This is a genomic window from Nocardia sp. XZ_19_369, from assembly GCF_015355715.1.
GTDB lineage: Bacteria > Actinomycetota > Actinomycetes > Mycobacteriales > Mycobacteriaceae > Nocardia.
Genome location: NZ_JACVED010000002.1, coordinates 605,856 through 632,139, shown reverse-complemented (window position 1 = coordinate 632,139; position 26,284 = coordinate 605,856). Strand labels below are relative to the sequence as shown.

The 26,284-nt window shown below is 66.6% G+C and carries 27 protein-coding genes and 1 riboswitch; of the genes, 19 read left to right on the top strand and 8 right to left on the bottom strand.

Annotation, left to right across the window (positions count from 1 at the left end; genetic code table 11):
- Positions 1-20 precede the first annotated feature (20 nt).
- Positions 21-1,346 (bottom strand): dicarboxylate/amino acid:cation symporter, encoded by a 1,326-nt coding sequence (locus tag IBX18_RS08870; RefSeq protein WP_194833243.1) that lies wholly within the window; start codon positions 1,344-1,346, stop codon positions 21-23.
- Between the two features lie 416 nt (positions 1,347-1,762).
- Between IBX18_RS08870 and IBX18_RS08865 the strand changes: the two genes are divergently transcribed.
- The 3 genes from IBX18_RS08865 (at position 1,763) to IBX18_RS08855 (ending at position 5,259) form a co-directional block, all read left to right on the top strand.
- Positions 1,763-2,686 carry a DUF1206 domain-containing protein gene (locus IBX18_RS08865; RefSeq protein WP_228540608.1) on the top strand — a complete coding sequence of 308 codons (924 nt, stop codon included), beginning with the start codon at positions 1,763-1,765 and terminating at the stop codon, positions 2,684-2,686.
- A gap of 169 nt (positions 2,687-2,855) precedes the next feature.
- Complete coding sequence (locus IBX18_RS08860; protein WP_194833242.1) at positions 2,856-3,395, top strand: hypothetical protein; 540 nt, start codon at positions 2,856-2,858, stop codon at positions 3,393-3,395.
- A gap of 325 nt (positions 3,396-3,720) precedes the next feature.
- Complete coding sequence (locus tag IBX18_RS08855) at positions 3,721-5,259, top strand: M1 family metallopeptidase (protein ID WP_147128112.1); 1,539 nt, start codon at positions 3,721-3,723, stop codon at positions 5,257-5,259.
- Between the two features lie 59 nt (positions 5,260-5,318).
- Here the strand turns inward: IBX18_RS08855 and IBX18_RS08850 are convergent, their stop codons facing one another.
- Positions 5,319-6,155: a S1/P1 nuclease gene (locus IBX18_RS08850; RefSeq protein WP_194833241.1), complete on the bottom strand. Its 837-nt coding sequence runs from the start codon at positions 6,153-6,155 to the stop codon at positions 5,319-5,321.
- A gap of 193 nt (positions 6,156-6,348) precedes the next feature.
- Positions 6,349-6,690, bottom strand: a complete 342-nt coding sequence (locus IBX18_RS08845; RefSeq protein WP_194833240.1) for a helix-turn-helix transcriptional regulator — start codon at positions 6,688-6,690, stop codon at positions 6,349-6,351.
- 63 nt (positions 6,691-6,753) lie between these two features.
- Between IBX18_RS08845 and IBX18_RS08840 the strand changes: the two genes are divergently transcribed.
- Both IBX18_RS08840 and IBX18_RS08835 read left to right on the top strand, forming a co-directional pair.
- The gene (locus IBX18_RS08840) at positions 6,754-7,095 is read left to right on the top strand and encodes a putative quinol monooxygenase (protein ID WP_194833239.1); all 342 of its coding nucleotides are present in this window, start codon (positions 6,754-6,756) and stop codon (positions 7,093-7,095) included.
- Positions 7,096-7,280: 185 nt separating this feature from the next.
- Positions 7,281-8,168 (top strand): helix-turn-helix transcriptional regulator, encoded by an 888-nt coding sequence (locus tag IBX18_RS08835; RefSeq protein WP_194833238.1) that lies wholly within the window; start codon positions 7,281-7,283, stop codon positions 8,166-8,168.
- 22 nt (positions 8,169-8,190) lie between these two features.
- Here IBX18_RS08835 and IBX18_RS08830 read toward each other — a convergent pair whose 3' ends face one another.
- Positions 8,191-8,805: a TetR/AcrR family transcriptional regulator gene (locus tag IBX18_RS08830; RefSeq protein ID WP_194833237.1), complete on the bottom strand. Its 615-nt coding sequence runs from the start codon at positions 8,803-8,805 to the stop codon at positions 8,191-8,193.
- A gap of 78 nt (positions 8,806-8,883) precedes the next feature.
- Between IBX18_RS08830 and IBX18_RS08825 the strand changes: the two genes are divergently transcribed.
- The 4 genes from IBX18_RS08825 (at position 8,884) to IBX18_RS08810 (ending at position 12,467) form a co-directional block, all read left to right on the top strand.
- Entirely contained in the window at positions 8,884-9,897 is a 1,014-nt protein-coding gene (locus tag IBX18_RS08825) for a GlxA family transcriptional regulator (protein ID WP_194833236.1), read from the top strand.
- Positions 9,898-10,001: 104 nt separating this feature from the next.
- A complete protein-coding gene (locus IBX18_RS08820; protein WP_194833235.1) occupies positions 10,002-10,718 on the top strand; it encodes an alpha/beta fold hydrolase in 717 nt (238 codons plus the stop codon).
- Between the two features lie 41 nt (positions 10,719-10,759).
- The gene (locus IBX18_RS08815) at positions 10,760-11,725 is read left to right on the top strand and encodes an alpha/beta hydrolase (protein ID WP_194833234.1); all 966 of its coding nucleotides are present in this window, start codon (positions 10,760-10,762) and stop codon (positions 11,723-11,725) included.
- 28 nt (positions 11,726-11,753) lie between these two features.
- Positions 11,754-12,467: an alpha/beta fold hydrolase gene (locus IBX18_RS08810; protein WP_194833233.1), complete on the top strand. Its 714-nt coding sequence runs from the start codon at positions 11,754-11,756 to the stop codon at positions 12,465-12,467.
- 56 nt (positions 12,468-12,523) lie between these two features.
- On the opposite strand, the gene IBX18_RS08805 is transcribed toward IBX18_RS08810, so the two are convergent.
- Both IBX18_RS08805 and IBX18_RS08800 read right to left on the bottom strand, forming a co-directional pair.
- Entirely contained in the window at positions 12,524-14,443 is a 1,920-nt protein-coding gene (locus IBX18_RS08805; RefSeq protein ID WP_228540607.1) for a Xaa-Pro dipeptidyl-peptidase, read from the bottom strand.
- A gap of 116 nt (positions 14,444-14,559) precedes the next feature.
- Complete coding sequence (locus IBX18_RS08800; protein ID WP_194833232.1) at positions 14,560-15,519, bottom strand: M64 family metallopeptidase; 960 nt, start codon at positions 15,517-15,519, stop codon at positions 14,560-14,562.
- 170 nt (positions 15,520-15,689) lie between these two features.
- Between IBX18_RS08800 and IBX18_RS08795 the strand changes: the two genes are divergently transcribed.
- The 7 genes from IBX18_RS08795 (at position 15,690) to IBX18_RS08765 (ending at position 22,381) form a co-directional block, all read left to right on the top strand.
- Positions 15,690-16,292: a hypothetical protein gene (locus tag IBX18_RS08795; protein WP_194833231.1), complete on the top strand. Its 603-nt coding sequence runs from the start codon at positions 15,690-15,692 to the stop codon at positions 16,290-16,292.
- A 108-nt stretch (positions 16,293-16,400) separates the two neighbouring features.
- Positions 16,401-16,519, top strand: a riboswitch (SAM riboswitch).
- 117 nt (positions 16,520-16,636) lie between these two features.
- Positions 16,637-17,443 (top strand): 2OG-Fe(II) oxygenase, encoded by an 807-nt coding sequence (locus tag IBX18_RS08790; RefSeq protein WP_194833230.1) that lies wholly within the window; start codon positions 16,637-16,639, stop codon positions 17,441-17,443.
- The gene (locus tag IBX18_RS08785; protein ID WP_194833229.1) at positions 17,443-18,165 is read left to right on the top strand and encodes a tRNA-dependent cyclodipeptide synthase; all 723 of its coding nucleotides are present in this window, start codon (positions 17,443-17,445) and stop codon (positions 18,163-18,165) included. The genes IBX18_RS08790 and IBX18_RS08785 overlap by 1 nt, the downstream gene beginning before the upstream one ends.
- The gene (locus tag IBX18_RS08780; RefSeq protein ID WP_194833228.1) at positions 18,162-19,568 is read left to right on the top strand and encodes an MFS transporter; all 1,407 of its coding nucleotides are present in this window, start codon (positions 18,162-18,164) and stop codon (positions 19,566-19,568) included. The genes IBX18_RS08785 and IBX18_RS08780 overlap by 4 nt, the downstream gene beginning before the upstream one ends.
- A 225-nt stretch (positions 19,569-19,793) precedes the next feature.
- Positions 19,794-21,263, top strand: coding sequence for a sugar porter family MFS transporter (locus IBX18_RS08775; protein WP_228540606.1), 1,470 nt, complete (start codon positions 19,794-19,796; stop codon positions 21,261-21,263).
- A gap of 52 nt (positions 21,264-21,315) precedes the next feature.
- Positions 21,316-21,762, top strand: a complete 447-nt coding sequence (locus IBX18_RS08770; protein WP_194833226.1) for an ASCH domain-containing protein — start codon at positions 21,316-21,318, stop codon at positions 21,760-21,762.
- Between the two features lie 79 nt (positions 21,763-21,841).
- Positions 21,842-22,381, top strand: coding sequence for an NUDIX hydrolase (locus tag IBX18_RS08765; protein ID WP_194833225.1), 540 nt, complete (start codon positions 21,842-21,844; stop codon positions 22,379-22,381).
- Here IBX18_RS08765 and IBX18_RS08760 read toward each other — a convergent pair.
- The gene (locus IBX18_RS08760; protein ID WP_228540605.1) at positions 22,362-23,084 is read right to left on the bottom strand and encodes an amidase family protein; all 723 of its coding nucleotides are present in this window, start codon (positions 23,082-23,084) and stop codon (positions 22,362-22,364) included. The two genes, IBX18_RS08765 and IBX18_RS08760, sit on opposite strands and share 20 nt — an antisense overlap.
- 75 nt (positions 23,085-23,159) lie before the next feature.
- Here IBX18_RS08760 and IBX18_RS08755 point away from each other — a divergent pair, with 75 nt between their 5' ends.
- The 3 genes from IBX18_RS08755 (at position 23,160) to IBX18_RS08745 (ending at position 25,090) form a co-directional block, all read left to right on the top strand.
- On the top strand, positions 23,160-23,555 hold the full coding sequence (locus tag IBX18_RS08755) for a MerR family transcriptional regulator (RefSeq protein ID WP_194833224.1): 396 nt from the start codon (positions 23,160-23,162) through the stop codon (positions 23,553-23,555).
- A gap of 152 nt (positions 23,556-23,707) precedes the next feature.
- The gene (locus IBX18_RS08750; protein ID WP_194833223.1) at positions 23,708-24,268 is read left to right on the top strand and encodes an EF-hand domain-containing protein; all 561 of its coding nucleotides are present in this window, start codon (positions 23,708-23,710) and stop codon (positions 24,266-24,268) included.
- A 510-nt stretch (positions 24,269-24,778) separates the two neighbouring features.
- Positions 24,779-25,090 (top strand): hypothetical protein, encoded by a 312-nt coding sequence (locus IBX18_RS08745; RefSeq protein ID WP_194833222.1) that lies wholly within the window; start codon positions 24,779-24,781, stop codon positions 25,088-25,090.
- A gap of 15 nt (positions 25,091-25,105) precedes the next feature.
- Here IBX18_RS08745 and IBX18_RS08740 read toward each other — a convergent pair whose 3' ends face one another.
- The gene (locus IBX18_RS08740) at positions 25,106-26,263 is read right to left on the bottom strand and encodes a CaiB/BaiF CoA-transferase family protein (protein ID WP_194833221.1); all 1,158 of its coding nucleotides are present in this window, start codon (positions 26,261-26,263) and stop codon (positions 25,106-25,108) included.
- Positions 26,264-26,284 lie beyond the last annotated feature (21 nt).

Below are 26,284 nucleotides of genomic sequence, written 5' to 3'. Positions count from 1 at the left end.
CCCGCGACGACTTCGTTCAATCAGGCCGCCGCGGGCACGGGCTCCGGTTTCGACTCGGGCGCGGTCAACGACGCCGACGGCTGATCGAAGACCTCCTGATCGAGGATGCCCTCCCGCTTCGCCACCAGCACCGGCACCACCATCTGCCCGGCCACATTCGTCGCGGTCCGGATCATGTCCAGGATCGGGTCGATCGCGAGCAGCAAGCCCGCGCCCGCCAGCGGTAGACCGAGGGTGGACAGGGTCAGGGTGAGCATCACGATGGCACCGGTGAGACCGGCGGTCGCCGCGGAACCGACCACGGAGACGAACGCGATCAGCAGATAGTCGCGCAGGTCGAGCTGCGTTCCGGTGATCTGGGCGACGAAGATGGCCGCCAGCGCCGGGTACACCGCCGCGCAGCCGTCCATCTTCGTGGTCGCGCCGAACGGCACGGCGAACGACGCGTATTCATTGGGCACACCGAGCCGTTCGGTGACCATCCGCTGGGTCAGCGGCATGGTGCCGATCGACGAACGCGACACGAACGCCAATTCCAGTGCGGGCCAAGCCTTGGCGTAGAACCGAACCGGACTGACACCGCCCACGGTGCGCAACAGGATCGGGTAGACCACGACGAGCACGATGAGGCAGCCCGCGTACACCGCGACGGTGAACGTGGCCAGCGGCCGCAGCAGGTCCCAGCCGTAGCTGGCGATCGCCTTGCCGATCAGTCCCGCGGTGCCGATCGGCGCGAGCCGGATCACCCACCACAGCGCCTTCTGCACCAGCTCCAGCACCGACTCGGCCAGTGTCAGAAAGGGTTTGGCGGCGTCGCCGAGTTTCAACGCGGCAAAGCCGAGCACCGCGCCCAGGAACACCAGTTGCAGCACATTGCCGTTGGTGAATGCGCCGACCACGTTCGTCGGGATGATGCCGGTGAGGAAGTCGGTCCAGCCACCCTTCGAGGTGGGCTCCTTCGCACCGACCAGCGAAAGGTCGACGCCGCGACCGGGATTGGTGACGAGGCCGAGCACGATGCCGACCGCAACGGCGATCAGCGCGGTCCCCAGGAACCACAGCAGGGTGCGACCGGCGAGCCGGGCCGCATTGGTGACGTGCCGCAATCCGGCCACGCTCACCAGCACCGCGGTGAACACCAGCGGCGGCACCGCGAGCTTGAGCAGCTGCACGAAGATGCTGCCGACCTGGGTCAGCGTGCTGGTGAGCCAGGCCGAGCCGGTCGCGCGGGCGAGGAAGCCCGCGGCGATACCGACCAGCAGGCCGAGCAGGATCTGGACGCCGAACGACCAGCGCAGCGGATTCAGGGTACGGCTGCGCGAACTAGGTGAAGACAAGGGAACCATCCAAGACAAATCAGGGGATCTGGTGAGGTGTGCGCACGCGTCAGCAACACAGCTGCGCGGCCAACCGGCCCAGATCCACATGCAGCCTGGCGACCAGGTGCACGACTGTCGCGAAAAAGTTCATAACGCCCTAAACGGTAAGCGACTCGTCCGACCAATTTTCACTCCGGTCGGTGGCAGGCCTTATGTCCTGCGTCACAATCGGTCGGACCAGGCTGCGCGGACGATGCGCTGACTTCCCCAGTCGGGTTGTCGTGCCGCCAGTTGGTCCCCGGACTTCGTTGCGCACCAACCCTGTTCGACCAGGCACGCCGACTCCGCGCGCGCCACAGCGGATCTCGGCGCTCGAAGAAACCTCGTGCGCCGTGTCAATCGTCACGAAGTGGGCATTACGGGCGGTGAGAGATGAGGTAACCATGAGCTTCTTCCGAAGTGCGAACAGATATCGGCGCCGCGATCGGGTCGGTACGGTGCGCAGCGGCCGGCGGTCCCGATGGGGCCGATCCAGCTGGAACCGGCGTTCCGGCAACGGGCGGCGCAGCCGGTCCACGAGTTCGGGCGGGTTGGAAACGGCGGCCCGCTTCGGGTTCATCGCGCGCGGCATCGCTTACATCACCATCGGCCTCATCGGCTTCATGCTGGCGATCGGCACGGCCGAGCACGACCCGGACGGCGGTGGGGCACTCGCCGCCATCGCCACCAAACCGTTCGGGTATCTGCTGCTGTGGGTTCTGGTGTTCGGCTTCGCCGCCCTCGTCATCTGGCGGATAACCCAGGTCGCCGGCGCGCGGCGGACGTACTCCGGCGGCCACCGGTTCTATGCCGTGGTCTCCGGAATCGTCTACGCCCTGGCATTTTTGGGCACCTTCCGCTACGTGGTGCACGGCCGCACGCCCAAGCCGAGCGACGCCATCGCCCGCGATCTCACCGCCCGCATCCTGAGCTGGGACGGCGGCACGGTGGTCGTGCTGCTGATCGGATTGGCCATCATCGCCTTCGGCATCTGGCAAACCGCCCGCGGCTTGACCCTCGAATTCGTGGACGACCTGCGCATGGGCTGGATGACGCGCGGTTCGCGCGAGGCGGCGGTCTGGCTCGGGCGCATCGGCTACCTCGCGCGGGGCGCGATCGTCGTCAGCATCGGCCTCGCCGCCGTCGTGGCCGCGCTGAACTACGATTCGGCCGAAGCCAAGGGGATCGACGCGGTGCTGCGCGATTTCGTCGGAAAGCCGTTCGGCCCATGGCTTCTCATCCTGATCTCGCTGGGCCTGATCGCGTTCGGTGTGCTGTCTTTCCTGGAGGCCAAGTACCGCAGGACCTACGGCGGTGTACCGGTCTGATCTCCCCAGTTGCGCGTTGGTGCACGTCAGGCATTGGGGCGCAGTCGGTTTCGGGTGCTGCGGCGGCGGGGATCGTATCGTGAATCTGCCTTCGGTGGAGCGTATTCCGCCGGGGGCAGCTGGATCGTCCCTGAAACACCGTGCCAACAGCACACAGTAGGAGTACGAAATGGTACGACGACGCATCCGAACCATGTCCATGCTGGCTGCGGCAGCCCCGCTCGCGGCGGCGCTCGCCGTGCTGCCCGCAGCACCCGCGCAGGCCGCCGACGGCGACCTGAGTTGTTCGGCGACTTTGAATCTCACCCTCGAGCCGCCGTTGCGGGCCGGCGGCAGCGCGAAGGTGTCGATCAGCGGAGACCTGACCAACTGCACTTCCCGCAACGGAAAGTACACCGCGCTCCGGTCCGGCAAGCTGACCGCCGCCGGCGATGCTACGGCCACCGCAGGCGGCTTCAATCCGTGCGGATTGCTGGTCACCGCCAAGGGAAATGGCACGATCGCCTGGGTATCGGGGGGCGACAGCTCCCTCGACTGGCGGATCAGCCCGGACCCGATCACCGGTATCGCGTTCAGCGCCAACGTCACCGCCGGTCAGCTGAACGGTGATGCGATCACGGTGGCGGCGCGTAGTGCGCAACCGAACCAGGGCTGCCGCACCAACGGCCTGTCGACCCTCGCCGTCACCGCTCAGGTGAGCTTCGCCTGACCCTTGAATGACCGGCGCGGAACCAGTTTCCGCGCCGGTCGCCAGGCGGCGTAACCCATCGTCGACACGTGGCGCTGCGCCATGCCGCTACTGCGATGATCAAGGGAAAGCGGTATCGCCCGCGGCAACTAGTCACAATGCGCAGAATCCTTTGCGCCATTACGGATTACCAGCACTTCTCATCGAATTCCCCAGTTGATCAGCAGGTGGAGATGGCCACTCCGATGTGATTCGCTGTGTAGCGAAATGCCCCGGCCGAGGACGCGGAGGGATATCGGCGTTTGCTCGAAACAATCCTCGTGCCCGACACATTGGAGTTCGCTTTATGAGACGTTATCCCTTGGTGCATACTGCCACGGCCCGAGCGGTTCCGCTGCTGGTGGTCGCAGCGCTCGCGGCCAGCATGGGAACCGCATCCGCGGCGACAGTGCCCGGCATCGGCGATCCCGTTTTCCCTAATATCGGCAGTGCCGCATACGATGTCTCCAATTACAGTATCGACCTGAAGTTCGAGCCGTCCTCGGGCCGTTTGTCCGGGACGACAACGATCACCGCGAAAGCCAAGCAGGATTTGAAAGCCGGCACCGCTATCGGTTTCGACTTCCTCTTGCAGACCCAGTCGGTGCTCGTCGAGAACAAGCCCGCCAAATACAATCTCGGCAAGGACAAGCTCGCCGTGACCGTGCCGGTGAACCTGCCGACCGGCACCGAGTTCACCACCGTCGTCGCGTACAACGACATCCCGTCGCGCGTGCAGAATCAGGCGGGCGCCCGCAACTGGGTCGAGAACGCCAACGGCGCACTGATCTCCAACGAGCCGTTCTCGGCCGAGTGGTGGTACCCGAGCAACGACCACCCCACCGACAAAGCGACCTACGCGGTGTCGGTGCTCGCACCGGCCGACATGGACGTGTTCTCCAACGGCGTGGAAACCAGTGTCACCCAGAACATTCCGGGCTGGAAGCGGCACAACTGGCTCAGCAAGCACCCGCAGATGACGTACGCCACCTTCCTCGCGGTCGGCAAGTACGAGCGCGGCGGCCAGAACAGCGGCACCCCGGCCAGGCCGAACCTCACCGCGTACTCGACCGACCTCAACCCGACGATCCGCGCCAACGCCAAGGCCAGCATCGAACGGACACCGGAGATCACCGACTGGCTCGCCAGCGCGCTCACGCCGTACCCGTTCGAGTCCACCGGCGGCCTGGTGGACGCGAAGATGGGTGGCTTCGCCCTGGAAACCCAGACGATGCCGACCTACACCGACGGATTCTTCCGGCGCGGCAAGAATGATTCGGTCGTCGTGCACGAGATGGCCCATCAGTGGTTCGGCGACTCGATCTCCGTCGCCACCTGGAAGGACGGCTGGCTGAACGAGGGCTGGGCCAGCTACATGGAGTACCTCTGGTCGGAGAAGAACGGCACCGGCACCGCGGCGGAAATCGCCGACTACGCCTACGCCACGTCGACCAGGATCGATTGGAATGTCGTACTGACCGATCCCGGGCCCGCCAATGTGCTGCCCGCCGAGTTGTACAGCCGCGGCGCATTGGCCATCCAGGCACTGCGTAGCGCGATCAACAACGACGAGGTGTTCTTCCGGTTGATCCGCGAGTGGCTGACCAAGTACCAGTACAGCAATGCCAAGGTCTCCGACTTCATCGACCTGGCGAACGCCGTCACCGGCCGCAGCACGAATGCGTTGTTCAAGACCTGGCTGACCGACAAGGGCAAGCCCGCGTACAAGCCGACCGACGCGACCTTCGATTCGAATTCGAAGCGCGCGCCCCGTTCGGCCACGCCGCCCCCGGCCAAGCCGAAGGTCTATGACGACCTGTTCGCAGTCGTGACCGAAAAGCAGTAATCGACCGCACATACGAGCCGGGCCCGTGGAAAAACGGGCCCGGCTCAGTCGTGCATCGGCTAGCCCGCCGAGCCCGTGCCCACCGACGGGTCGAGCACCGCGTTGACCAGACGTCCCAGCAACTCCCCCGCGCGGCGCAGGCGAGTCTCGGCTATCGGCAGGAATTGGCGGGTGTACTCGTCACCGATGGTGGACGAGGCCGGATAGACCCCCGGGGTTTCCAGGACCCGGCAGCTATCCTCCGCCCAGCGAATCGGATCGGTATCCGGTTGCGTCGGAGGCAGATCGGGGGCGGGCAGGGCCAGCAGCCGCTGCAATTCCTCGGCGTTGCTCGCGTGCCGGGTGTCGAGCATCCGGCTGTCCCACACCGAGTGCAGATTGGTGCTGCGGCCGAGATATTCCACCCTGACCTCGTTCCCGCCGCGGTCGCGCGCGTATCCCGCGTGCATCGGCTGGTGGATATCGCCGACGAAATGGACGACGAACTTCAGAGCCTGGCCACGGTCGGCGGCCGGACGACTCCGGTCGGCGAGCGTGGCGGTCTGCCTGCGCAACGCCTCGATGACGTTCTGACCGTTGTTGCCGTTCACCGCCGGGTCGTAGACGCAGCCGTTCTCGCCGATGTTGACGTAGTGCCACGGCGCTGAGATCTTGCCCAGCTCGGGATCATTGGCGCGCACCTCGTCGGCCCAGTTGGCCACCCCCGCGAGCGTGGGATCGGGCTCGCCTGCGAGCAAGCGGGCGACCTCGTCCCGCGCCGCCGCGGTCAACCGCAGGTCGGCGATCGCCCCGGTGGTGTTGTGCCCCTGCGCGCCCCACGCATTGGCGGCGGGTGGAACCGATAGCAAGATCGCGGCCAGCGCACACGCGCTCGCCACCGCTGCTCTACCGAACATCACACGAATCCTTCCGAGTAGCCTCGGGCAGTTCACCCTGCCCGGCGCGCACCCGCGCCGCTGCGCACCATGAACCGAGTCATGTTGACTCTCTTGCCGATTCGAGTGTCCGCGATGGGACGTATCCGCCGCACCAACTCCGGGCCAACACTTCGCGGCCAACCGCTGTCCCTTACCGCAGAACCGGACAGCCCTAGGCGGTGTCGGTGGCGCGATCAGCTGCCACCACTTCGGCACGCAGCAGCTCCATCAACCCGGGGAAGCGCTGCTCCAGTTCGGCTCGGCGCAACTGAGCCATATTGCTGTTGCCCCGATTGACTTGCCGGATCAGCCCCGCTTGGCGCAGCGTCCGGAAGTGGTGGGTGAGTGTGGCTTTGGATACCGGCAGCTCGAACGAGCTGCAATGGCGTTCGGTCCCGTCCGGCTCGGCGAGCAGGGCCAGCACGACGGCGCGGCGGTGCCGGTCGGCGAGGGCGGCGAAGATCGCGCCGAGGTCCATCTCCGCGGGGCTGGGCTGGTCGTCGTGGTCGGGCACTGCTCACCTTTCGCGTCAGGTACGAATTGCATCGTACCTCGCGACGCCCTATCGTCCGTAGGTATGACTGAGATCGTACCTACCCCGGATGTTCCGTTCGCGCTCGTCGGATTCGCCCGCCCCAAACCCGAGCGCGCCGCCGAGTTGCGCGAGCTGCTGCTGTCGTTCGTCGCACCGACCCGTGCGGAAGCCGGCGCGCTCGAGTATCACTTCCACGAGGACAAAGACGATCCCGGCAGCTTCGTCTTCTACGAGGTGTGGCGATCCAAGGCGGACCTCGATCGCCACCTCGAGCTGCCACACATGAAGGAGTTCTGGGAGCACCGCATGGACTACCTCGAGCAAGACCTCGACATCAGGTGGCTGTCGATGCGCAGCGCGTACCCCCGGCCGATCGACGCCTGACCCACCGGACTTCACCTTCGCCACTGGGCGATTCGCGGCCGACGCGCAACGCCATCTGCATACTCAGCTGCAAGTGCGGTTGAAATGACGTTCCAGCGCGATACCATCAAGGGTGGCGCGGTGAAGTTCGTCACGGGAGCAGGCGCGGATTTCGCCGATGGATTTCGAGAATCGGAGTAGAGGTCATGGTCGCGGAACCGGTCCGGATCAAGGGTATCGACTCGCGGGTTGCGGAGCGCGGCCCAACGGCGCTCCGCATCGCGGTCGGTGGACAGCTGCGCAAATTACGCGAGGGATGTGGCATCACTCGCGAGGCGGCGGGCGACCACATTCGTGGCTCGCACGCCAAGATCAGCCGACTCGAACTGGGCCGGACCGGATACAAGGACCGCGACATCCTCGATCTGCTGACGCTCTACGGCGTCACCGAGGAAGACCAGCGCGAGATGTTCCTGGATCTGGCGCGCAAGGCCAACGAGCCCGGCTGGTGGCACCGCTACAACGACCTGCTGCCATCCTGGTTCGAGACCTATCTCGGACTGGAGGGCGCCGCGCAGACCATCAGAACCTTCGAGGGCCAGCTGGTTCCCGGCTTGTTGCAGACCGAGGACTACACCCACGCCGTCATCGCGGTCGGCCACCAGAACGCCGAGGCCTCCCGGCGCGTGGAGCTGCGCAAGAAGCGCCAGGAAATTCTCAGCACCGAGCACGGGCCGGCACTGTGGGCGGTGCTGGACGAGGCCGTGCTGCACCGGCCGATCGGCGGCACGGCAGTGCTGCGCAAGCAGATCGAACATCTGGTGGCGATGTCGGAAAGCCGGCGGGTGACCATCCAGGTGCTGCCCTACCACGCGGGCGGTCACCCGGCGGCGGGCAGTTCGTTCACCATGCTCCGCTTCGCCGAAGCCGAGCTGCCCGACATCGTCTACCTCGAACAGCTGACCAGCGCGCTCTACCTGGATCGCCGGGAGGATCTGCACCTCTACCGCGAGGTGATGGATCAGCTCGCTGTCCAAGCCGAAACACCGCAGCGGTCGCGGGATCTGCTGCTGGCCGCCGCCGCGGAGCTGTAACCACGCGAGTCCGCGCCGTAGTTCAGCCGGCTACCCGATCGGCCCAGGCCGCGGGCAGTGCGGCACTGGAGACATCGGCGATCTCACCGAGGCGTGCGCGCGGAGTACCCAAGCGGCTCAACTGAATCAGGCCCTGCGCCACGACGATGATGTTCGCACTGTGTGCCGAGAGCGCGGCTTCGTCCACTGTGCCGTCGCCGAGGCGCAGTGCGGGAGAGAGCCGTTCGGCGACGCCCTGCTCCATCGCCGCGGTGGTCTTGGCCCCGATGGCGGCGACCTCGGGGATCCGGCCGCTCAACTGGGCGATGCTGTTGATCATCAGGCACCCGCGCCGGTTCGGTTGCGCGGCACAATCGTCGATGATCGCTCGGAACAGCGCGCGCACCGCGGCCCGCGCGGATCCGGGCGCCGATCCGACGACCTCGCGCACGAACCTGGCGCGCCGCTCGCAGTAGCGTTCGAACGCGGCGAGGAACAAGCCCTGCTTGTTGCCGTAGGCGGCGTAGACGCTGCCGTTGCCGACGCCGGTCGCGCGGGAGATGTCCTCGACCGACGTCTCGTCGAAACCTTGCGACCAGAACAGCTCGGTAGCGGCGTCGAGCAGGCCCGATTCGTCGAACTGTCGTGGCCGTCCCATGGCCTCACCGTACCAACCGTTGTGCGATATCGCCCACATCGCTTGTTCTGGAGGCGTGACTCCACAACAATGGTTGACATGGCCCCCAACTTCGCTGCGCCGCCCCGCCGACGGGTCGGCATCCTGGTCTTCGACGGCGTCAAGATGCTCGACTTCGTCGGTCCGGCAGAGGTTTTCGTGGAGGCCAACCAGACTGCGCCCGGTTACGAGGTGGTCCTGCTCTCCGCCGACGGCCGGGACGTGCAGACCTCGATCGGCGCGCGCATCGAGGTCAGCGCCGCGGCCGCCGACGCGGGTCGCTTCGACACCGTGGTGATCCCGGGCAGCGAACTGCCGCCCGCGAAGTTCGTCACCCCCGAGCTGATCGCCGCCGCCCGGCACCTGTCCTGGAACACGCGCCGGCTGGCCTCGATCTGCAGCGGCGCCTTCGTCGTCGCCGAACTGGGCCTCTACGACGGCAGGCGCGCGACCACGCACTGGAAGTTCGCCGCGGATCTGGCGCGCAAGTACCCGGCCGTCGCGGTCGACCCCGATGCGATCTTCGTGCGCGACGGCAATCTCTACAGCTCCGCGGGCGTCGCGGCCGGCGTCGATCTCGCGCTCGCGCTGGTCGAGGAGGACTACGGCGCCGACGTCGCCCGCCGGGTCGCGCAGTTGCTGGTGGTGTACATGCAGCGCGCGGGCGGGCAATCGCAGTTCTCGGCCTCACTGACCGGACCCGTGCCGCGTAGTCCGCTGGTGCGCAAGGTGGTCGACCTGATCTGCGCGGACCCGGCGTTTCCACACACCGTACAAACTTTGGCCGCGCATGCCATGGTCAGCGTCCGGCACCTGACCCGGCTGTTCCGCGCCGAGCTCGAACGCTCCCCCGCCGAATACGTCGCCTTCATCCGCTTCGGGGTTGCCAGGGACCTGCTGCACGCCGGGCACAGCGTCACCGAGGCTGCGATGAGCGCCGGATATGGCAGCAGCGAGGCCTTGCGTCGCGCGTTCGTGGCCAGGCTCGGCATCTCACCGCGCAAGTACCAGCAGCGTTTTCGCTCCACCGGCGCGACCGCCGCGTTCGAGCCGATGACCGCCGCCGTGTCCTGATCGGGGGCTTTTGCGGCCGGTGTGGAGGGGCGCCGGACGGGTTGCTCATCGGAAACTGAGTGCGGCACAACGCCATCGATCCGAGTGATCGAGAAAGGAACTCCATGTCTTCCGCGACAACCATTGTTCTCGTGCACGGCGCTTTCGCCGATGCCGCCAGCTGGGCACCGGTCACCGAGCGGCTGCTCGCCGAGGGTCACCGGGTGCTGGCGCCGCCGGTGTTCAACCGCAGCCTGTCCGAGGACGCGGCCTACCTCAAGTCGTTCGTCGAGCAGATCGACGGGCCGGTGCTGCTGGCGGGCCATTCCTACGGCGGCGCGGTGATCACGGTCGCCGGGGTCGCCGACAATGTGGTCGGTCTGGTGTTCGTTTCGGGCTATGTCCTCGAAGTCGGCGAGAGCCTCGGGCAATTGCAGGGTGGCTTCCCGGACTCCGACCTGGCCGCCAACCTCGTCTACGCGCCGTATCCGGTCCGCGACGGCGAGCCGGGCACCGACGTGTCGGTCGACATCGCCGCCTTCCCCGAGGTGTTCGCGGCAGGGCTCGACAAGGCGCGGGCGCAGGTGCTCGCGGTCTCCCAGCGGCCACTCTCCGCGATCGCGTTCGGCGAGGCCGCAACCGCGGCGGCCTGGAAGACCAAGCCGGGCTGGGGCATCGTGTCCAGCGCCGACCGCACCATCAATCCCGAGGTCGAGCGGTTCGGCTACCAGCGCGCGGGGCTGCGCTCGGTGGTCGAGATCGACGCACCGCACCTGGTCATGCAGACCCACCCCGCCGAGGTCGCCGCCGTCATCACCGGCGCGCTCGCCGAGTTGGCCTGACCTCTCGAAACTCCCGCAACTCCCTATCGAAAGGATTCTCAATGACCGGAAACCCGCACGGAATCTCCCTGGAGCCCGCCGCACAAGAGTTCGTCGACGCGACCTCCCAGCCCCCGTTCCTCTACCAGTTGCCGCCGGAAGAGGGCCGCAAGGCAGTGGATTCGGTGCAGGACGCGCCGATCTACAAGCCCGAGATCGATGAAGAGTGGATCACCATCGACGGCGGGCCGACCGGTTCGGTGCGGGCCAGGATCGTTCGGCCGCAGGGCGTCACCGAAACCTTGCCCGTCATCGTCTACACCCACGGCGCCGGTTGGGTTTTCGGTGACGCGCACACCCACGACCGCCTGGTCCGCGACCTCGCCGTCGGTGCGCACGCGGCGGTCGTCTTCCCCGAGTACGACCGCTCGCCCGACGTCCGCTACCCGGTGGCCAACAAGCAGTCCTATCGAGTCGCCCAGTGGGTCAGCACCCAGGGCGCCGAAAAGGCACTGGACCCGACCCGCATTGCGGTCGCCGGTGATTCGGTCGGCGGGAACATGGCCATCGCCCTCACGCTGATGGCCAAGGAGCGCGGCGACGTCTCGTTCGTGCAGCAGGTGCTGTTCTACCCGGTGACCGACGCCAACTTCGACACGGGCTCCTACCAGCGCTTCGCGGAAGGCTACTTCCTGACTCGCGAAGGCATGCAGTGGTTCTGGGATCAGTACACCACCAGCGCCGAGGACCGCGCCCAGATCACCGCGTCGCCGCTGCGTGCGAGCACCGAGCAGCTGTCGGGCCTGCCGCCCGCGCTGGTCATCACGGCCGAGAACGACGTGCTGCGCGACGAGGGCGAGGCGTTCGCGGGCAAGCTGCGTACCGCGGGCGTGCCCGTGATCCAGGCGCGCTACGGGGGCATCATCCACGACTTCGTCATGGTCAACTCGATGCACGACACCAACGCCGCCAAAGCGGCTGTCGCCCAGGCGGTTTCCGTGCTGCGCGCCGCCCTGCACACCGCGTGACCAATTCCTCCGGACCTAAGGAACATTCGTGAGTACCTCCTCGCCCACCATCGTGCTGGTGCACGGCGCGTTCGCCGACTCGTCCAGCTGGCACGGCGTCATCGAAAAGCTGCGCGCACAAGGACATTCCGTCGTAGCCGCAGCCAACCCGCTGCGCGGCCTGGACAGCGACGCCGCCTACATCGGCTCGGTCCTCGATGACATCGACGGCCCGTGCGTCCTGGTCGGTCATTCCTACGGCGGCAGCGTCATCACCGTCGCCGCGGCGGGCAAGGTGAACGTGACGGCGCTCGTCTACATCGCCGCCTTCATCCCCGCCGAGGGCGAAAGCGCGCTGGAGTTGACCGACAAGTTCCCCGGCTCCACCCTCGGCCCGACCACCCGTCCCGCGAACTACCCCCTCGCGGACGGCAATTCGGGCACCGAGCTGTACATCCGTCAGGACGAGTTCCCCGCCCAGTTCGCCGCCGACGTGCCCGCGAACGCCGCCGAACTGATGGCGGCGACTCAGCGGCCGGTCGCGCTCGCCGCACTCCAGGAGCCGGCGACCGCGGCGGCTTGGCGAAACATCCCCGCGTTCGCCCTGCTCACCACCGAGGACAAGAACATCCCGGTGCAGGCCCAGCGGTTCATGGCCGAGCGTGCGTCCGCGCACACCGTCGAGATCTCGGCGTCGCATGCGGTCAGCGTCTCCGCGCCGGGCGCGGTCAGCGAGTTGATCGCGGTGGCGGCCAAGCAGTAGACACCGGAGATCCGGTCACGCCCACTGGTTTTCGGGCGTGACCGGATCGCGGTGGGTCAGCCGATCGCGGCCTTGAGGGCGGCCTGCCCGCCGACCACCGGGAACGAGACCTTGGTTTCGGCCAGGTTCATCCCGAAGCCGGGTCCCGGCTTGGGCCGCAGGGTGTACTCGTTGTCACTGGACAACACCACCACACCCAGCTTGTGTCCACGCGCCAGCACGTAGTCGTGCGGTTGCATGGACAGGTTGATCGCATACTCCTTACCCGGGGTGATCGGGCTGGTCTTGTCGATCGAGTCCCGATTCTGCGGGTCCACCCAACCCCTCGTGACAATCTTGGAACTGCCGTCGGGGGCCCGATCCACCAGCAGCGCAGTGACATTGGCCGCCGGACGCTGGAAGGACAGCCGGAGGGCGACGTCGACCGTGCCGCTGATCCGCAGCGGAGCCGTGGTGGTCTTGGAGAAGTACGCCAACCGGTTCGGCGAACTCGGCGCCGCGACCAGGGTCGAGGCCAGCTTCGTCGCGTCGTCGTCGAGTGATTCGGTGACCCGCCCCGGTCCGGATGTCGCGAGTCCGCCGGTATTGCGGCCGCCCGGTTGGAACACCGCGGTCGCGGCCGAGGTGGCCGGTGCGGGCCATTCCGGCTCGTTCACCCAGGACTTGTCCTCGCGCTGAATGGTGGACTTCGGCTCGCGGTCGATCCCGTTGTCCCGGCCGAGCAGGTACTTGCTGAACCAGCGGTTCACGGTGCGCAACCACTCGTCCCGGCGCAGGCTGATCGGGTCGGTGTGGCCGGACTGGTGCAGCCAGATCTTGTGCGGCACACCGGCTTTCTTCAGGGCGTCGTACCACTGCGCGACGTGCTTGGTCTTGACGTTGAAGTCGTTGAGACCGTGCACGGCCAGTACCGCGGCCCGCACCTTGCCGACATCGTTGAGGTAGTTGCGCTCGTTCCAGAAACCGATGTAATCACCGGTGACCCGGTCCTGGTCTTTCTGGAGCTTGTCGATCACCGGTGTGCAGACGTTCCGGTCGGCCCTGGTGTAGACGTACTTGGCCAGCACGTCGGCGTCCTCGCCCTGGTAGGTGCCGGGAGCGACCACCGCGCCTGCCGCACGGTAGTAGTCGTACCAGCTGCTGATCGCGGCGATGGGCACGATCGCTTCCAGCCCGGGCACGCCGGTGGCGGCGACCGCGTTGGGCAGCGTCCCGTTGTAGGACACACCCATCATGCCGACCTTGCCGCTGGCCCAATTGGCCACCACGGCTTTACCTTGCGCGTCCCGCGCCTTCGCCCGGCCGTTGAGCCAGTCGATCGGGGCCCGCGCGCCGATGGTCTCGTTGCGTGCGCCCGAGGTCGGGCAGCCGGTGGAGGTGCCGGTGCCCAGCGACTCGCCGTACATCACGGCGTAGCCGCGAGCCAGGAAGAATTCCTCGTACTGCCAGGTGATCTGGCCGTTGGCGACGGTGATGCCCGCGACCCGCAGGTCCTCGGCCACCCGCGCGCGCAGCTCGCCCGGTGCCGGGGCCATCCGCCGCCCGTCCGCGCCGTCGGGCACATAGAGTTCGACGTCCACATTGTGGTTGGCGACATCGTTACCGCCGGAGAAGTACGGGCTCGCCTGGTACACCACCGGCAGCTTGCCAGTGGCGCCGGCCGGACGGACGACCTGGACGTGCACCTCGTCGTCCTTGCCGTCCCGGTCGCTGTCCACGGGGGCACGCACCCAAAGGTCCTGCCGGACCGGCGCTTTCGGGTTGAACGTCGGCTGTGCCTCGCCGCCGGTGACATCCGGGCCGTTCGTCGGGTCGGCCAGCGCGGGCGCGCCGGACAGGAGCAGTGCCGCGGCCACGACCAACAGGGTCAGCCGCGATAACCGTCGCAGGGTCAGCACGGTCCAGCCGAGGGCCGCGACCACGCGGGTGCGCGGCCCGCCCCGGTCACGTCTGTGCTGATGCTGTCTGGATGCCATTGCGTTCTCCTTCACAACTCATCACGAGGTGCTCCCGTGCGAGACTCGAAATACCTGCTGGCTCAGGGGAATTACCTCGGATGCCCGGCCGGGGCGGCCGGGCATCCGGTGATGAATCAGTGCTGGGTCGGCGGGGCCTTCCGCTCGATCGCGGCCTTCATCGCGTCCAACCCGATCAGGTTGAATTCACGACCGAGCGAGCGCATCAGCGAGTTCTGCGTCGGCCGGTACACCCCGCGCTTGTGGTAGACGGCGCCCTCGTAGGTGCCGACCACGCCACCGTCCGGCGACGGCTTGCCGAGGTACTGGTACCACTTGGCCTTGTTCTGCTGCATCTGCGCGCTGGTGTAGGTGGAGGCGTTCACCTCACGCGGCTCCCGCCCGGTGTACCGATCGTTCGGGTAGTCGTACTCGTCCGCCAGGCCGGCCACCGAGTGCCCGAGCTCGTGCACCACGATCTGCCCCGACTGCGCGTTGCCGCCGGACGACGTCGCCACCTTGCCGCCTGCCCCGCCGTATTTGGTGGTGTTGGCCAGCGCGACCACCTGGTCGACCTCGGGCGCTAACCGCGCGTACTGCAAGGCCTTGGTCTCGTTCACACACAGCAGCCGCTCGGTGCCGCCGCACCAGAACGTCATGTCCAGGGCGGTGTTCCGCATGGTGCCGCGTGGATCGTTGTCGACGCCGGACTGCTGGGACACCACGTTGACCGCCCAAACGTTGAACGAGTTCTTGTAGGTCTTGAACGGTTCGACCTGGGCGATCTCGTTCCACCGGTTGACGGCGTGCTGCTTGTAGATGTCCAGCTGGCTCGAGGTGTATCCGTCGCCGACGAACACCAGATCGAACCGCTGACTGGACGGCCCGGTCTGCTGGATCGTCACCACGTCGGCCTGCACCGCCGAGCGCGGCGCCGGGGCTTCCGGCCGAACCGGCAGGACCACGCGGCCGATGGTGCCGTCCGGGGAGAACACTTCTCGTTCTTCGGTGGGCGCGGCCGATCCCGTGGCGACCGACATCGCGACGATGATCAACGCGCCGAGCATGATTGCGAACATGCGTCGTAACAAGGGCATGGCAAAGCTCCTCGAGTGGTTCGCGATTTCGACCCGGACGGCGCGGGCCGCACTTCGGTCTGTCGAATTCCTCATCAAGGAACCACATTTGGTCCCGCAACTCGACTGAGGAATAACTGGGGAGCGGGAAAGTGCTGTTTTCGATCGGCGCACCGGGGAATTCCGAACGGGTGAGGATTTATGCCGATCGGGCTTCCGTCGCCGCCCGTCAATTGGTCACGGATCTGCTGGTGGTGGCCTGGGTCTACTTCTCGGTCATGGCCGCGCTTTGGGTGCACGATCTGGTGCAGAAGCTCGGCGTGCCCGGCCAGAAGCTGGAGGGCGCGGGCGGCGGCATGGCCGACAGCCTCGGTGATGTCGGCCGCAAGGTCGGCCGGGTGCCGATGGTGGGCGACGATCTCACCTCCCCCTTCGAGCGCGCGTCCGCGGCGGCGCGGTCCATGGCGGAGGCCGGCAGCGACCAGCAGGCGGTGGTCAACGATCTCGCCATGGCGCTCGCCATAGGATTACTGATCGTCCCGCTCGGACTGGTGCTGTTCGTCTGGCTGCCGCTGCGGGTGCGCTGGATGCGCAGGGCCGCAACAGCAGCCCGCCTGCGCGCCGTCCCCGGCGGACGCGATCTGCTCGCCCTGCGCGCCCTCGCCAATCAGCCGCTGCGCAAGCTGGACCGGATCGACTCGGACGTGGTCGACGCTTGGCGGCGCGGCGACGACGCCACGGTGCGCCGGCTCGCCGCGCTCGAACTGCGCGGCCTCGGCCTGCTCGGCGGCTGACCTGCCACGACGTTCCGCATCGCCGGGTGAAATCCTTCCATCCGGATTCATAACTCAGTGCGATTCTAAAGCGTGACAACGCTTCTGGCGGGCGGCACGCTTACCTCAGGTCAAGAGTGCCAGCGTCAAGTCCCCGGCTAGCTGGCCGGCAACCCTCCAACCGCGGCGGGGTGCCCCGGGTCAAGACCAGGCCGAGCCGCGTCAAGCGGTCCGGGCAAGCGCGGGCTCCGTCGGTGTGCTGGAGCCCTCTCGAGAGACGGGGGTCGACTCATGTCCGAAACGCCCTCCCCTCTCGTGCCTGGGCCTGTGCCCGGTCCATCGAGCGACAACTAGAGGGGAACGACATGACCACGGCCACGCCAACTCTCGGAAACCGCGTGCTGGACACCACCAGGCAGGGATTCGACCACGAATCGCTGACCGCACTGCTGAACGGCGACGTGCACGCGGTGCGACTGGCCGGCTTCGTCCGGCCGGACGCGCTCGACCACCTGCGCCACGCCTTCGTCGGCAGGCAGGACCATGGCCCGCTGGCAACCGACCCGCAGTTCCGCCGGATCGGGCACGCGTTCTCGGAGACGAGCACCGACGCCGGGCGCGGACGGTACTTCGACGAGGCGCGCGACAATATCGATCGGCTGCGCGATATCGCCTCGCCGTATTCGTACCCCGCGGACGACCTGCGGCTGCTGCTCGACGAGATCTGGCCGGCCGGGGCGAGTTTGCTGCGGCGCAATGGGCAGGCCTTCTTCGCCGGTGTTGCGCGCTATCAGCTGGCGGGGGTGGATCTGGAGCCACACACCGACAATGTCGGCCGCAACCTGCCGTCGGACTTCGATATTCGGATCACTCGGCAGCTGTCGGTCAATGTCTATTTGGACGTGCCGGAGCGCGGCGGCGAATTACAGATCTGGGACGACTATCCCGACGAGCGCGAATATCGAGACCGATCCGGCGACCGCGTGTACGGCATCGACCGCGCCGCGGTCGGCGATCCCGCGCTGGTCATCACACCGCGCGTGGGCGATGCGATCTTCATCGATCCGCGCCGGGTGCACGCGGTCGCGCCCTCCCAGGACCGCCCCCGCATCACCATCGGCCTCTTCATCGGGGTCACCGATCCGGCCGAGTCGCTGAAGGTGTGGAGCTGATGACCACGACTACGCTGCTCTCCGCGTCGCACAAGGCCGCCTACGACCTACGCTCGGACGGCATCACCACCGACGGTCGCTCCACCGTCCTGCTGGTCAGCGTCGGCGCGGACTATCACGAGGGCGAAAAACTCGCCGCGACCATCGATTTGATCAATCGCTCGAACTTCGGGCGCTGCGCGATCGCCGTCGCGGACACCTTGCAACGCCACAACCTCAGCGGCGGCACCGACAGAGACCGGCACGCCCGTGCCCGCATCGCCGGCGACCAGTGGATCGCCCGCAACCAGGGCTACCTGGACCAGATCGACTGCCCGACAAACATTCTGCGCTGGGACTTCGCGCTGTCCCATCCCCGCTACGGCGATCTCTACGACGCCATCGAGCACGCCTACGAGACCGATGAGCCGTATCGGCATGCCATCGACAGCACCATCGACCGGTTCATCGAGCGACGGCTGGCGCGCGAACCCGACGTCGACCAGGAGGCGGTCCGGACCTCCTGCCGCGCATACCTTTTGGAGGAATGCCCGATCATCATGCCGCTCTGGGCGCACGAGGGCTTCGACTTCGTCATCTACCCGCAGCGCATCTCCGCCGCGATGGGGCGCACGCGGGAGCTGTTCGTCGAACCCGAGCATCCGGACCGCGTCGCTTGGCTCCCTTTGCGATTCAAGAAGCGCAAGTCGGCGCTGAACTCCGCGGCGGAGGCGCAGCTGTGACCCTCGAGATCCCGGCCCCGCGGCGCGTCATCGGGTTCGGCGGGCTGGCGGTGGCGTCGTTCCTCGGGTGCATCGACCTCACCATCGTCACCACCGCGCTGCCCGCCATCGGGGCCGACTTGCAGGCCGGTACGTCGAACACCGAACTGACCCTCGGTGTTTTCCTGATGGCGCTGTCGATGTTCATGGTTACGGCGGGGCGCGTCGCCGATCATCTCGGACGCCGAAAGGTGTTGCTGTTCGGGCTTGCCCTGTTCGTGGTCGCGTCGGCGGGGGCGGCGGCTGCCTCGTCGATCGGCGTCCTGCTCGTCGCGCGCTTCGTGCAGGGTGCGGCCTGTGCTGTGCTCTACACGAGCACCTCGACGCTGGTGGAATCGCTGTTCCCGCCGGGTGATCGAGGCAAGGCCATCGGTTGGCTGTACTCGGTCAACGGCCTGGGGTTGGCCATCGGTCCGGTGCTCGGCGGTCTGTTGGTGCCCAGCTTGGGCTGGCAGTCGATCTTCTGGATCAACATTCCGCTCGGCATCGCGGCCCTTGTCGCGATTGCCTTCGCGGTCCCCCAAGTGCCGCCGGACACCACCGGCGGCACGGACTGGGCCGGACAGGTCGTTGTCGCGTTCGCCGTGGTGTCGGCTGTCGGCATCTTTGTCCTGGGCGACCTGCGGGGGTGGCTTTCACCCTGGGTCCTCATCGCCGCGGTCGTCCTGGTGGTCTCGGTCGCGGTGGGGATCGTCGCGGAGCGGCGGGCGGCGAATCCGTTGATCGATCCGGCACTGTTCGGCAATCGGCGATTCGTCGCGGCGATCGTCTCGGATTTTTCGCTCGGGCTGTTCTATGCCGCTGCGCTGCTGGTGATTCCGACGTATCTCACACAGGGGCGCGACTTCGACGTGCGGCAAGCGGGATTCGTGCTGCTGCTCGTCAGCGGGACGCTCGCGCTCGCCTCGCCGGTCGCGGGGCGGTTCGTTGATCAGTTCGGCGCACATTCGTTGCTGCCGTGGGGGTTCGGGCTGTTGACCCTCGCGGGAGCGGGCATCGCCTGGTCCGCGTTCGGTGATCTGCTGGCTGTACTCTTCGTCGCGCTAGTGCTCTTCGGCGCGGGGTGGGCCTTGGTGCTGGGACCGGCGACCGTGCTGGCCATTTCGACCGTGCCGCCGAACCGATCCGGCTTCGCGGTGGGCGCCTCGTGGACGTTCCACAACCTCGGCGGGGCTATCGGGGCGGCGGTGGCGACCGTCGTCTTCGGGCAGATCGGTGTCTCGACCGGCGACGCGACGGGACGGGTGGCTTCGATCATCGCGATAACCAGCCTGATCGCCGCGGTCTTGGTGGTGGTCCTTACTGCCGGGCGGGTCAAGACGGTGGTGGCCGACCAGCCCGTTCCCGTCGAGGCGGCCACATAGTTTCGCTGCGGCAGTTCTCGCCGACGCGCGAGAACTGCCGCAATACTCCGAAACTACGCAATACGCCAAACATGAAAGTAATACTGTTCACAAATAAGACCGCTACGTTTGCGCTGGTCGGGCGCGCACGGTCGACTGGGGCGTATGCCCAGCGAGCGTTCGACAATAAGCAGACGCAGGAATTTCATTCCTCGCCTGCGCCGCCGCAACCTCGATGGCTACGAGATGGTTATTTCCGCGCCGGAGAAAGCGACGCGGGACGAAAAGCAGAATGCCAATCGTAATGTCCTGATCGTGGCGCTGTTCGCCGCCCTGGGCGGCATGCTCTACGGCTACGACACCGGGATCATCTCCGGCGCGCTGCCCAAGATGTCCGCGCAGTGGGGTATCGACCACACCCAGCAGGAGATTCTCACCGCCGCCATTCTCGCCGGTGCCGTCGTCGGCGCCCTGATCGGCGGATCCCTGTCGAAGTCGCTGGGGCGGCGGAGAACCATCTTCATCATCGCCTGCGTGTTCGCCGTGGGGGTCGTGGCCTGTGCGCTGGCAGTAGACGCGTGGATGATGACTATCTGCCGGTTCTTCCTCGGCCTCGCGGTCGGCGCCTGCTCACAGATCGTGCCGACCTACATCGCCGAACTCGCCCCGCCCCACCGCCGCGGGGCGATGGTCACCTTCTTCAACCTCGCCATCGGTGTCGGCATCTTCCTCGCCAACCTGGTCAGCGTGGTCGCGGGCGGCACGTTCGAAGCCAGCGACGACTGGCGGTGGATGATCGGTATCGCGGTCATCCCAGCGATCGTGCTGGCCGTCGCGATGCTGCAACTACCGGAGACGCCGCGCTGGCTCATCGAGAACGGCACCGTCGGCAAGGCCAGGGTCGTGCTGCGCTGGATGCGCCCGAACCGGTCCGCCGCCGTCGACGAGACCCTGAAGATCTGGGCGATCTCCCAGCAGGAGAACAAGGAATCCCGTGGCGGGTGGGCAAACCTGACCCAGCGGTGGGCCCGCCCCGCGCTCGTCGCCGGCCTCGGCATCGCCGCCTTCACCCAGCTCTCCGGGCTGGAGATGATGATCTACTACTCGCACACAATCCTCGGCAGCGCAGCAGGTTTCAGCACGGGGCTCGTCATCTGGTCCGGCCTCGGCATCGCCGCCGTCTACCTGATCTTCACCGCCGTCGGCGAGCGCCTGGTCGACGTCGTCGGCCGCCGCCAGCTCATGCTCACCCTCATCCCCGGCGCCACCCTGTTCCTCTTCGGCTTCGGACTCCTCTTCGTCCTCACCGCCCACCCCAACCGCTACCTCACCCTCGCCCTCATGCTCGCCTACATGGCCTGCAACGCCGCCGGCCTGCAAGCCGTCGGCTGGCTACTCGGCTCCGAGCTCTACCCCCTCAGCATCCGTGACCGCGCTACCAGCCTGCACGCCGTAGCCCTCTGGGGTTCCAACCTCTTCCTCACCCTCACCGCCCTGACCACCATCGACACCCTGGGTCTCGGCCCCGCCTTCATCATGTACGCCCTCTTCAACCTCCTGTCCTTGGTATTCGTCTTCTTCTTCGTCCCCGAAACCAAAGGCCACTCCCTCGAAGACATCGAACAATCCCTCCGCCAAGGAACCTTCCTCCCCCTCCGCGGAAACATCGGCAGCCAAGTAGACCTCCCCACCTCCACCGCCCCGGTCTACCCGTAGCGCCGACTACCTTGTCGGACAACACATCCGGCTACCGTCGTAGAGTTGCGCCATGACGACCGGCTCCACTTCACCCACCGACCCCGAGGCATTACCGAAAGCGGAGTTCTCGTTCCCCGGCCCGCTCCGCGACCAACTCGTCGCCGCCATCCTCGACGGTTCGAAGACCTCCACCACCGGCCTACTCGCCGACTACGAGCACTGCGGCGAGCCACTGCCCGAGGTCGGCTCGCTTGCGGCAGTAGCCGACTCGACCGACCGCCGAGTCGCGGTAATCGAAGTGACAGATGTCCGACTGTCCCGCCTAGCCGACGTCGACCTCCCCCACGCCATCGACGAAGGTGAAGGATTAAACGCCCTCGCCGATTGGCGCGCCGTGCACGAAAAGTACTGGCACAGTCCGGAAATGCGCCGATCACTCGACGACAGCACCTTCACAGTCTCCGACGAGACCACCGTCGTCCTCCAACGCTTCCACCTCATCACCGACCTCCGCTAGCCACCCATGTCGAGAGCTGCCGCCCGGCCGGCACAACCTCGATCGGTCTCCAGCTCGGCACGGCGCTACCGTCGACCTTGTGAGCCGCACCCAGTGGACGATCCACGGTGAGAACGTCGTGGACGAGAACCGACACATCAAGCTCTCCACCGTCGATGTCGAGTTGCCGGATGGCGTCAAATTCACGCAGTACGTCGCACGAATGCCCCGGTGCGCAATGACGTTGGTACTCAACGACAAACGCGAGGCACTGCTGATGTACCGGCACCGATTCATCATCGACCAATGGGTATGGGAGTTGCCCGGCGGTTACGTGGACCACGCCGAGGACGTGGCGCTCGCAGCGGCGCGTGAGGTCGAGGAAGAAACGGGCTGGCGGCCGAAGGCGATGGAACACCTGGTTACCTACCAACCTGCCATCGGAACCCTCGATCAACCGCAGCAGATCTATCTGGCGCGCGGGGCGGAGCTGACCGATACGCCGCCGGACATCAACGAAGCCGAGGACATCCGCTGGGTTCCTCTCGAAGAAGCAGTCGCGATGATTGATCGAGGCGAAATAGTCGGCGCCGCAACTGTTGTCGCGATTTATCGAGCACTCAGTCTACCCGCCTTGTGATTGCGAGGACCTGACGCCGGAAGTACTCGACGTCGGATAAAGCGGCATACGGCATCAACCGATGGCGCACTTCCCGAAGATAAGCGTGAGTACGGTGCGACTCAAGCCCGCTGACAATGCCGAGTGCTTCGATGCCGATGCGTGCGGCCTCGCGCGGGTCGTCGTCTGCGAGGGCCGACGCAAGGATGCACAGATTGAACGCGCGACCACGAAGATAGCCATCGGACATCTTCAGCGACTGCTCGGCGAACTGCGCTGCCCTCGCATAGTCGCCCAAGTCGCGAAAACAGTGGGCGGTCTTCGCCGAATTCGGTACGCCACAACCGAACTCCATCGTCGTCGTCTTGCCGATGATGATCGCCCCGGCCTGCCGCAATCTGGCGACCACCGGCGCATCCCGGCCCGCCGCCCACGCACGATCGTGCACCACGCTCTGCGCCGTCGTGTCACCATCGGCCACCGCGATGGTGTCTTTCACCGCGACGGGTATGCCGTGCAGCACGCCGCGATGGACACCACGCGCCCGCTCTTCGTCCGCACGCCGGGCCTGCTGCCTTGCCTGCTCGTCGAACCGGGAGAGGTAGACACCCAGCTCGTCCCGATCGGCCCGCGCGATCGCGGACTCGACCAGCGCGACACTGCTCATCTCCCCCGCGCGTAACGCAAGAGCAGCTTCGATAATGGAATACGGCTCGTCCGACAAAGTCTCACCTCCGAGTTGATCAGAAAACTTAGGCTTACCTTGCCTGTTCAACCCGGGTTGAGGTCAACTAGAGGAATGCCGCAGCTGACACCCATCGCCACCGTCGTAGACCACTTCGACATCCCGCTGTCCACGCTGCACTACTGGGAGCGCCGTGGGCTGATCACCGCACACCGCAGCGGCGGCCGCCGCTGCTACGACCGGGACCAGCTCTACCGCATCGCGTTGATCAAGCAATGGCAGACCACCGGCCTGCTCAGCCTCGACGAGATCGCCACCCTGCTCGCCGCCCGCTCGACCACCGGCGATTGGCGCGCCACCGTCCACGCGCACATGTCCGCCATCGACACCCGCATGCACGAACTCGAAACCGCACGGCGATACCTGCATTGGCTGCTCACCTGCCCGCACGACGGCGAACTGGAGCACTGCCCGAACTACCGCTCGTCGGTGGCCCTCCCGGCGGACTGACCGCTGCCGCGAAAGCTGCTGGAGCGGCGGCATTGTGGTAGTTATCAGGATTCGTGGCGTGGCACGACAGCGATCAGCGGAGAATTCCGGTGGTGGCCGACCGGCTACCGTGCCGATGACGTCACCACCGGATGCGAATGGATGGGCAGGTCATGGAGATCAGTGAGTTCTTGGCACGCAAGCTGCAGCGCCGATTCGAGACGTTCGATTTCGACGGGGACGACCGGGTCGAGCGCAGCGACTTCGAGAACTCGGCGCGCGCGCTGGCCGAGGAGTTCGGCCACGAGCCGGATTCGCCTGCCGCACAGGAGTTGCTGCGGCTGAGCCTGCAACTGTGGGGCCGCCTGGCTTCGGCGGGCGATGTGAACATCGACGGCTCGGTCGATCTCGCCGAGTACAAGGAGGCTTTCGCCGAAGGCCTGCTGGTGACCGAGGAGTCATTCGAGCAGGGTTACCGCCCGTTCCTCGAGGCGATCATGGCGATCGCCGACGTGGACGGCGACGGCAAACTGAACGCCGAGGAGTACGTCCGCTGGACAGGGACACTCATGCACCTGCCTGCCGACGATGCCCGCGAAAATCACCGCAGGCTCGACACCGACGGCGACGGCTTCGTCACCACCGACGATCTGCTCCAGGCCATTCACGACTACTACTTCGACGAGAACCCGGAAGGCGTCGGCAGCTGGCTGCTCGGCAAACTCCCCGGCTGACAACACGTTTCAGAGCATCACCACGCGGGCGATAGTCGCAATTTCGGCGTGACAAGAGATTGCGACGCCCACGGTGGATCGGGGGGAAATTCGGGATCGACAAATGCTGTCTACACGGGCGAGTCCGTCTAATAGGCAGCGTATTACGGGCGCTGACTCGAGCCGCCGATCAGGGTTCCAGCTCTGCGTCACCCCTGAGCTCACCGGAGTCGCCGGGGCGACGGCTGAGCGGTATCGACGCGCGGTACGGCTGCCCAGCGAACAGGCCCGTCAGCGTTGAGCGTGATACAGCATGATCAGCGCGTGATCGGGCTGTGATCGGCGGTGATCAGCCAGTTAACGCAACCTGAACTCGATTTTAGAAAGCCACGCAGGGGTCGTCTAATGCGCCGGCACGTTCTACCTTGGACCTAGATCTACTACCAGTGATACCGATCGGACCGGCCGCGATGCCGAAAACTGAATTATCGCTGCGAATTTCGTTCGGGAGAGCTTTTATAGGAGTTCGGCATGGCGCTCTACTGCACCGAGTGGTCTATCACCAGTGATATCAGTCCGGAATGTGCGTCTCGCGTTACCGAGCGTGGACGGGCGGTCTGGCGGCTCAGCTGGTTGCCCGATCGGACGCTGACCCGCGAACAAGCCAGGGCCGGAATGGAACTCGACGAGTTGCTGAGCGATCCGGAGAATGTGCACGACTACGCCGCCATGGCGCGAGCAGACCAGTGCGCGGGCACCATCGGAATGTTGCGCGCCCACGTGGTGATTCTGCTGGCACGACGCATGGCGGCTCGACTTCCGGTGGCGGTCAGCGCGCACTGATCATCGCTGCGGCGATCAGTTCTCGTCCAGCCAGGCCAGGACGCGATCGGTGCCCGCGCCAAGCTTCGGTGGCGGCGTGGTGTAGCGAACCGGATTGCGCGACAACGTGATCGGGTTGGCCACCAAGGGTGGCATGTCGGTGCCGTCCGAGGGGATGCGCGGCTCGAGCCCGAGCCGATCGGCGAGCGCGAACGCCCCCGCCATATCGTTCACCGGCCCGCACGGAACGCCGAGCGGGGTGAGCAGCGCTTCCCAGTCCGCCGCGGGCCGGGTCACCAAGATCTCGCCGAGCGCCGCCGCCAGCACCCCGACATGCGCGACACGTGTGGTGTTGTCGGTGAAGCGCGGGTCGTCGGCCAGCTGGTCGGCGCCGATCGCCCGGCACAGCGTGCCGAATTGCCCGTCGCTGCCCACCGCCACGGCGAGCGGCCGGTCGGCGGTGGGAAACACCTCGTACGGCGCGATGGACGGATGCCGGTTGCCCATGGTGGTCGGCACCACACCGGCCAGCGCGTAGGCCGTGCTCTGGTTCACCATGCCCGCCAGCAGGCTGGACAGCAGATTCACCTCGACCAGCTGTCCCTCCCCGGTCGCGTCCCGATGCCGCAGTGCCGCAAGCACTCCCACCGTCGCATGCAGGCCCGCGAGGACGTCGACCACCGCCACACCGGTCTTCGTCGGCTCCCCTTCGCCCGGCCCCGTGATGCTCATCAGCCCGCCTGCGGCCTGCACCAGCAGGTCGTAGCCGGGCAGTTCCGCGCCCTTGCCCCCACCGAACGCGGACAGGGAACAGTAGACGGCCCGCGGATTCAACTCCTGCACGTCCGCGTACGACAGACCGAACTTCGCCATCGTCCCCGGACGGAAGTTCTCGACCACGATGTCGGCCCGCCGCACCAGCTCCCGCGCGTAACGCTGCCCCTCTTCGCTGCCCAGATCGAGCGTGACCGACGTCTTGTTCCGGTTCACCGACTGAAAATAAGTCGCCTGCCCAGCCACGAACGGCGGCCCCCACCCTCGCGTGTCGTCCCCCGCACCCGGCCGCTCCACCTTGATGACCTCGGCGCCCAGGTCGGCCAACAGCATGGTCAGATAGGGCGCGGCAAGAATCCTGCCGAAGTCCGCGACCACAATTCCCGACAGCGCCCCCGGCGTCTGCTTCTCATCCGTCATACCCGTCACTCCATCACGGAG

Excerpts from the sequence above, each read along its gene's own strand:
- IBX18_RS08870 (WP_194833243.1), bottom strand. The coding sequence starts at position 1,346 with ATGGTTCCCTTGTCTTCACCTAGTTCGCGCAGCCGTACCCTGAATCCG.
- IBX18_RS08865 (WP_228540608.1), top strand. The coding sequence starts at position 1,763 with ATGAGCTTCTTCCGAAGTGCGAACAGATATCGGCGCCGCGATCGGGTC.
- IBX18_RS08860 (WP_194833242.1), top strand. The coding sequence starts at position 2,856 with ATGGTACGACGACGCATCCGAACCATGTCCATGCTGGCTGCGGCAGCC.
- IBX18_RS08855 (WP_147128112.1), top strand. The coding sequence starts at position 3,721 with ATGAGACGTTATCCCTTGGTGCATACTGCCACGGCCCGAGCGGTTCCG.
- IBX18_RS08850 (WP_194833241.1), bottom strand. The coding sequence starts at position 6,155 with ATGTTCGGTAGAGCAGCGGTGGCGAGCGCGTGTGCGCTGGCCGCGATC.
- IBX18_RS08840 (WP_194833239.1), top strand. The coding sequence starts at position 6,754 with ATGACTGAGATCGTACCTACCCCGGATGTTCCGTTCGCGCTCGTCGGA.
- IBX18_RS08835 (WP_194833238.1), top strand. The coding sequence starts at position 7,281 with ATGGTCGCGGAACCGGTCCGGATCAAGGGTATCGACTCGCGGGTTGCG.
- IBX18_RS08830 (WP_194833237.1), bottom strand. The coding sequence starts at position 8,805 with ATGGGACGGCCACGACAGTTCGACGAATCGGGCCTGCTCGACGCCGCT.
- IBX18_RS08825 (WP_194833236.1), top strand. The coding sequence starts at position 8,884 with ATGGCCCCCAACTTCGCTGCGCCGCCCCGCCGACGGGTCGGCATCCTG.
- IBX18_RS08820 (WP_194833235.1), top strand. The coding sequence starts at position 10,002 with ATGTCTTCCGCGACAACCATTGTTCTCGTGCACGGCGCTTTCGCCGAT.
- IBX18_RS08815 (WP_194833234.1), top strand. The coding sequence starts at position 10,760 with ATGACCGGAAACCCGCACGGAATCTCCCTGGAGCCCGCCGCACAAGAG.
- IBX18_RS08805 (WP_228540607.1), bottom strand. The coding sequence starts at position 14,443 with ATGGCATCCAGACAGCATCAGCACAGACGTGACCGGGGCGGGCCGCGC.
- IBX18_RS08800 (WP_194833232.1), bottom strand. The coding sequence starts at position 15,519 with ATGCCCTTGTTACGACGCATGTTCGCAATCATGCTCGGCGCGTTGATC.
- IBX18_RS08790 (WP_194833230.1), top strand. The coding sequence starts at position 16,637 with ATGACCACGGCCACGCCAACTCTCGGAAACCGCGTGCTGGACACCACC.
- IBX18_RS08785 (WP_194833229.1), top strand. The coding sequence starts at position 17,443 with ATGACCACGACTACGCTGCTCTCCGCGTCGCACAAGGCCGCCTACGAC.
- IBX18_RS08775 (WP_228540606.1), top strand. The coding sequence starts at position 19,794 with ATGGTTATTTCCGCGCCGGAGAAAGCGACGCGGGACGAAAAGCAGAAT.
- IBX18_RS08770 (WP_194833226.1), top strand. The coding sequence starts at position 21,316 with ATGACGACCGGCTCCACTTCACCCACCGACCCCGAGGCATTACCGAAA.
- IBX18_RS08755 (WP_194833224.1), top strand. The coding sequence starts at position 23,160 with ATGCCGCAGCTGACACCCATCGCCACCGTCGTAGACCACTTCGACATC.
- IBX18_RS08750 (WP_194833223.1), top strand. The coding sequence starts at position 23,708 with ATGGAGATCAGTGAGTTCTTGGCACGCAAGCTGCAGCGCCGATTCGAG.
- IBX18_RS08745 (WP_194833222.1), top strand. The coding sequence starts at position 24,779 with ATGGCGCTCTACTGCACCGAGTGGTCTATCACCAGTGATATCAGTCCG.
- IBX18_RS08740 (WP_194833221.1), bottom strand. The coding sequence starts at position 26,263 with ATGACGGATGAGAAGCAGACGCCGGGGGCGCTGTCGGGAATTGTGGTC.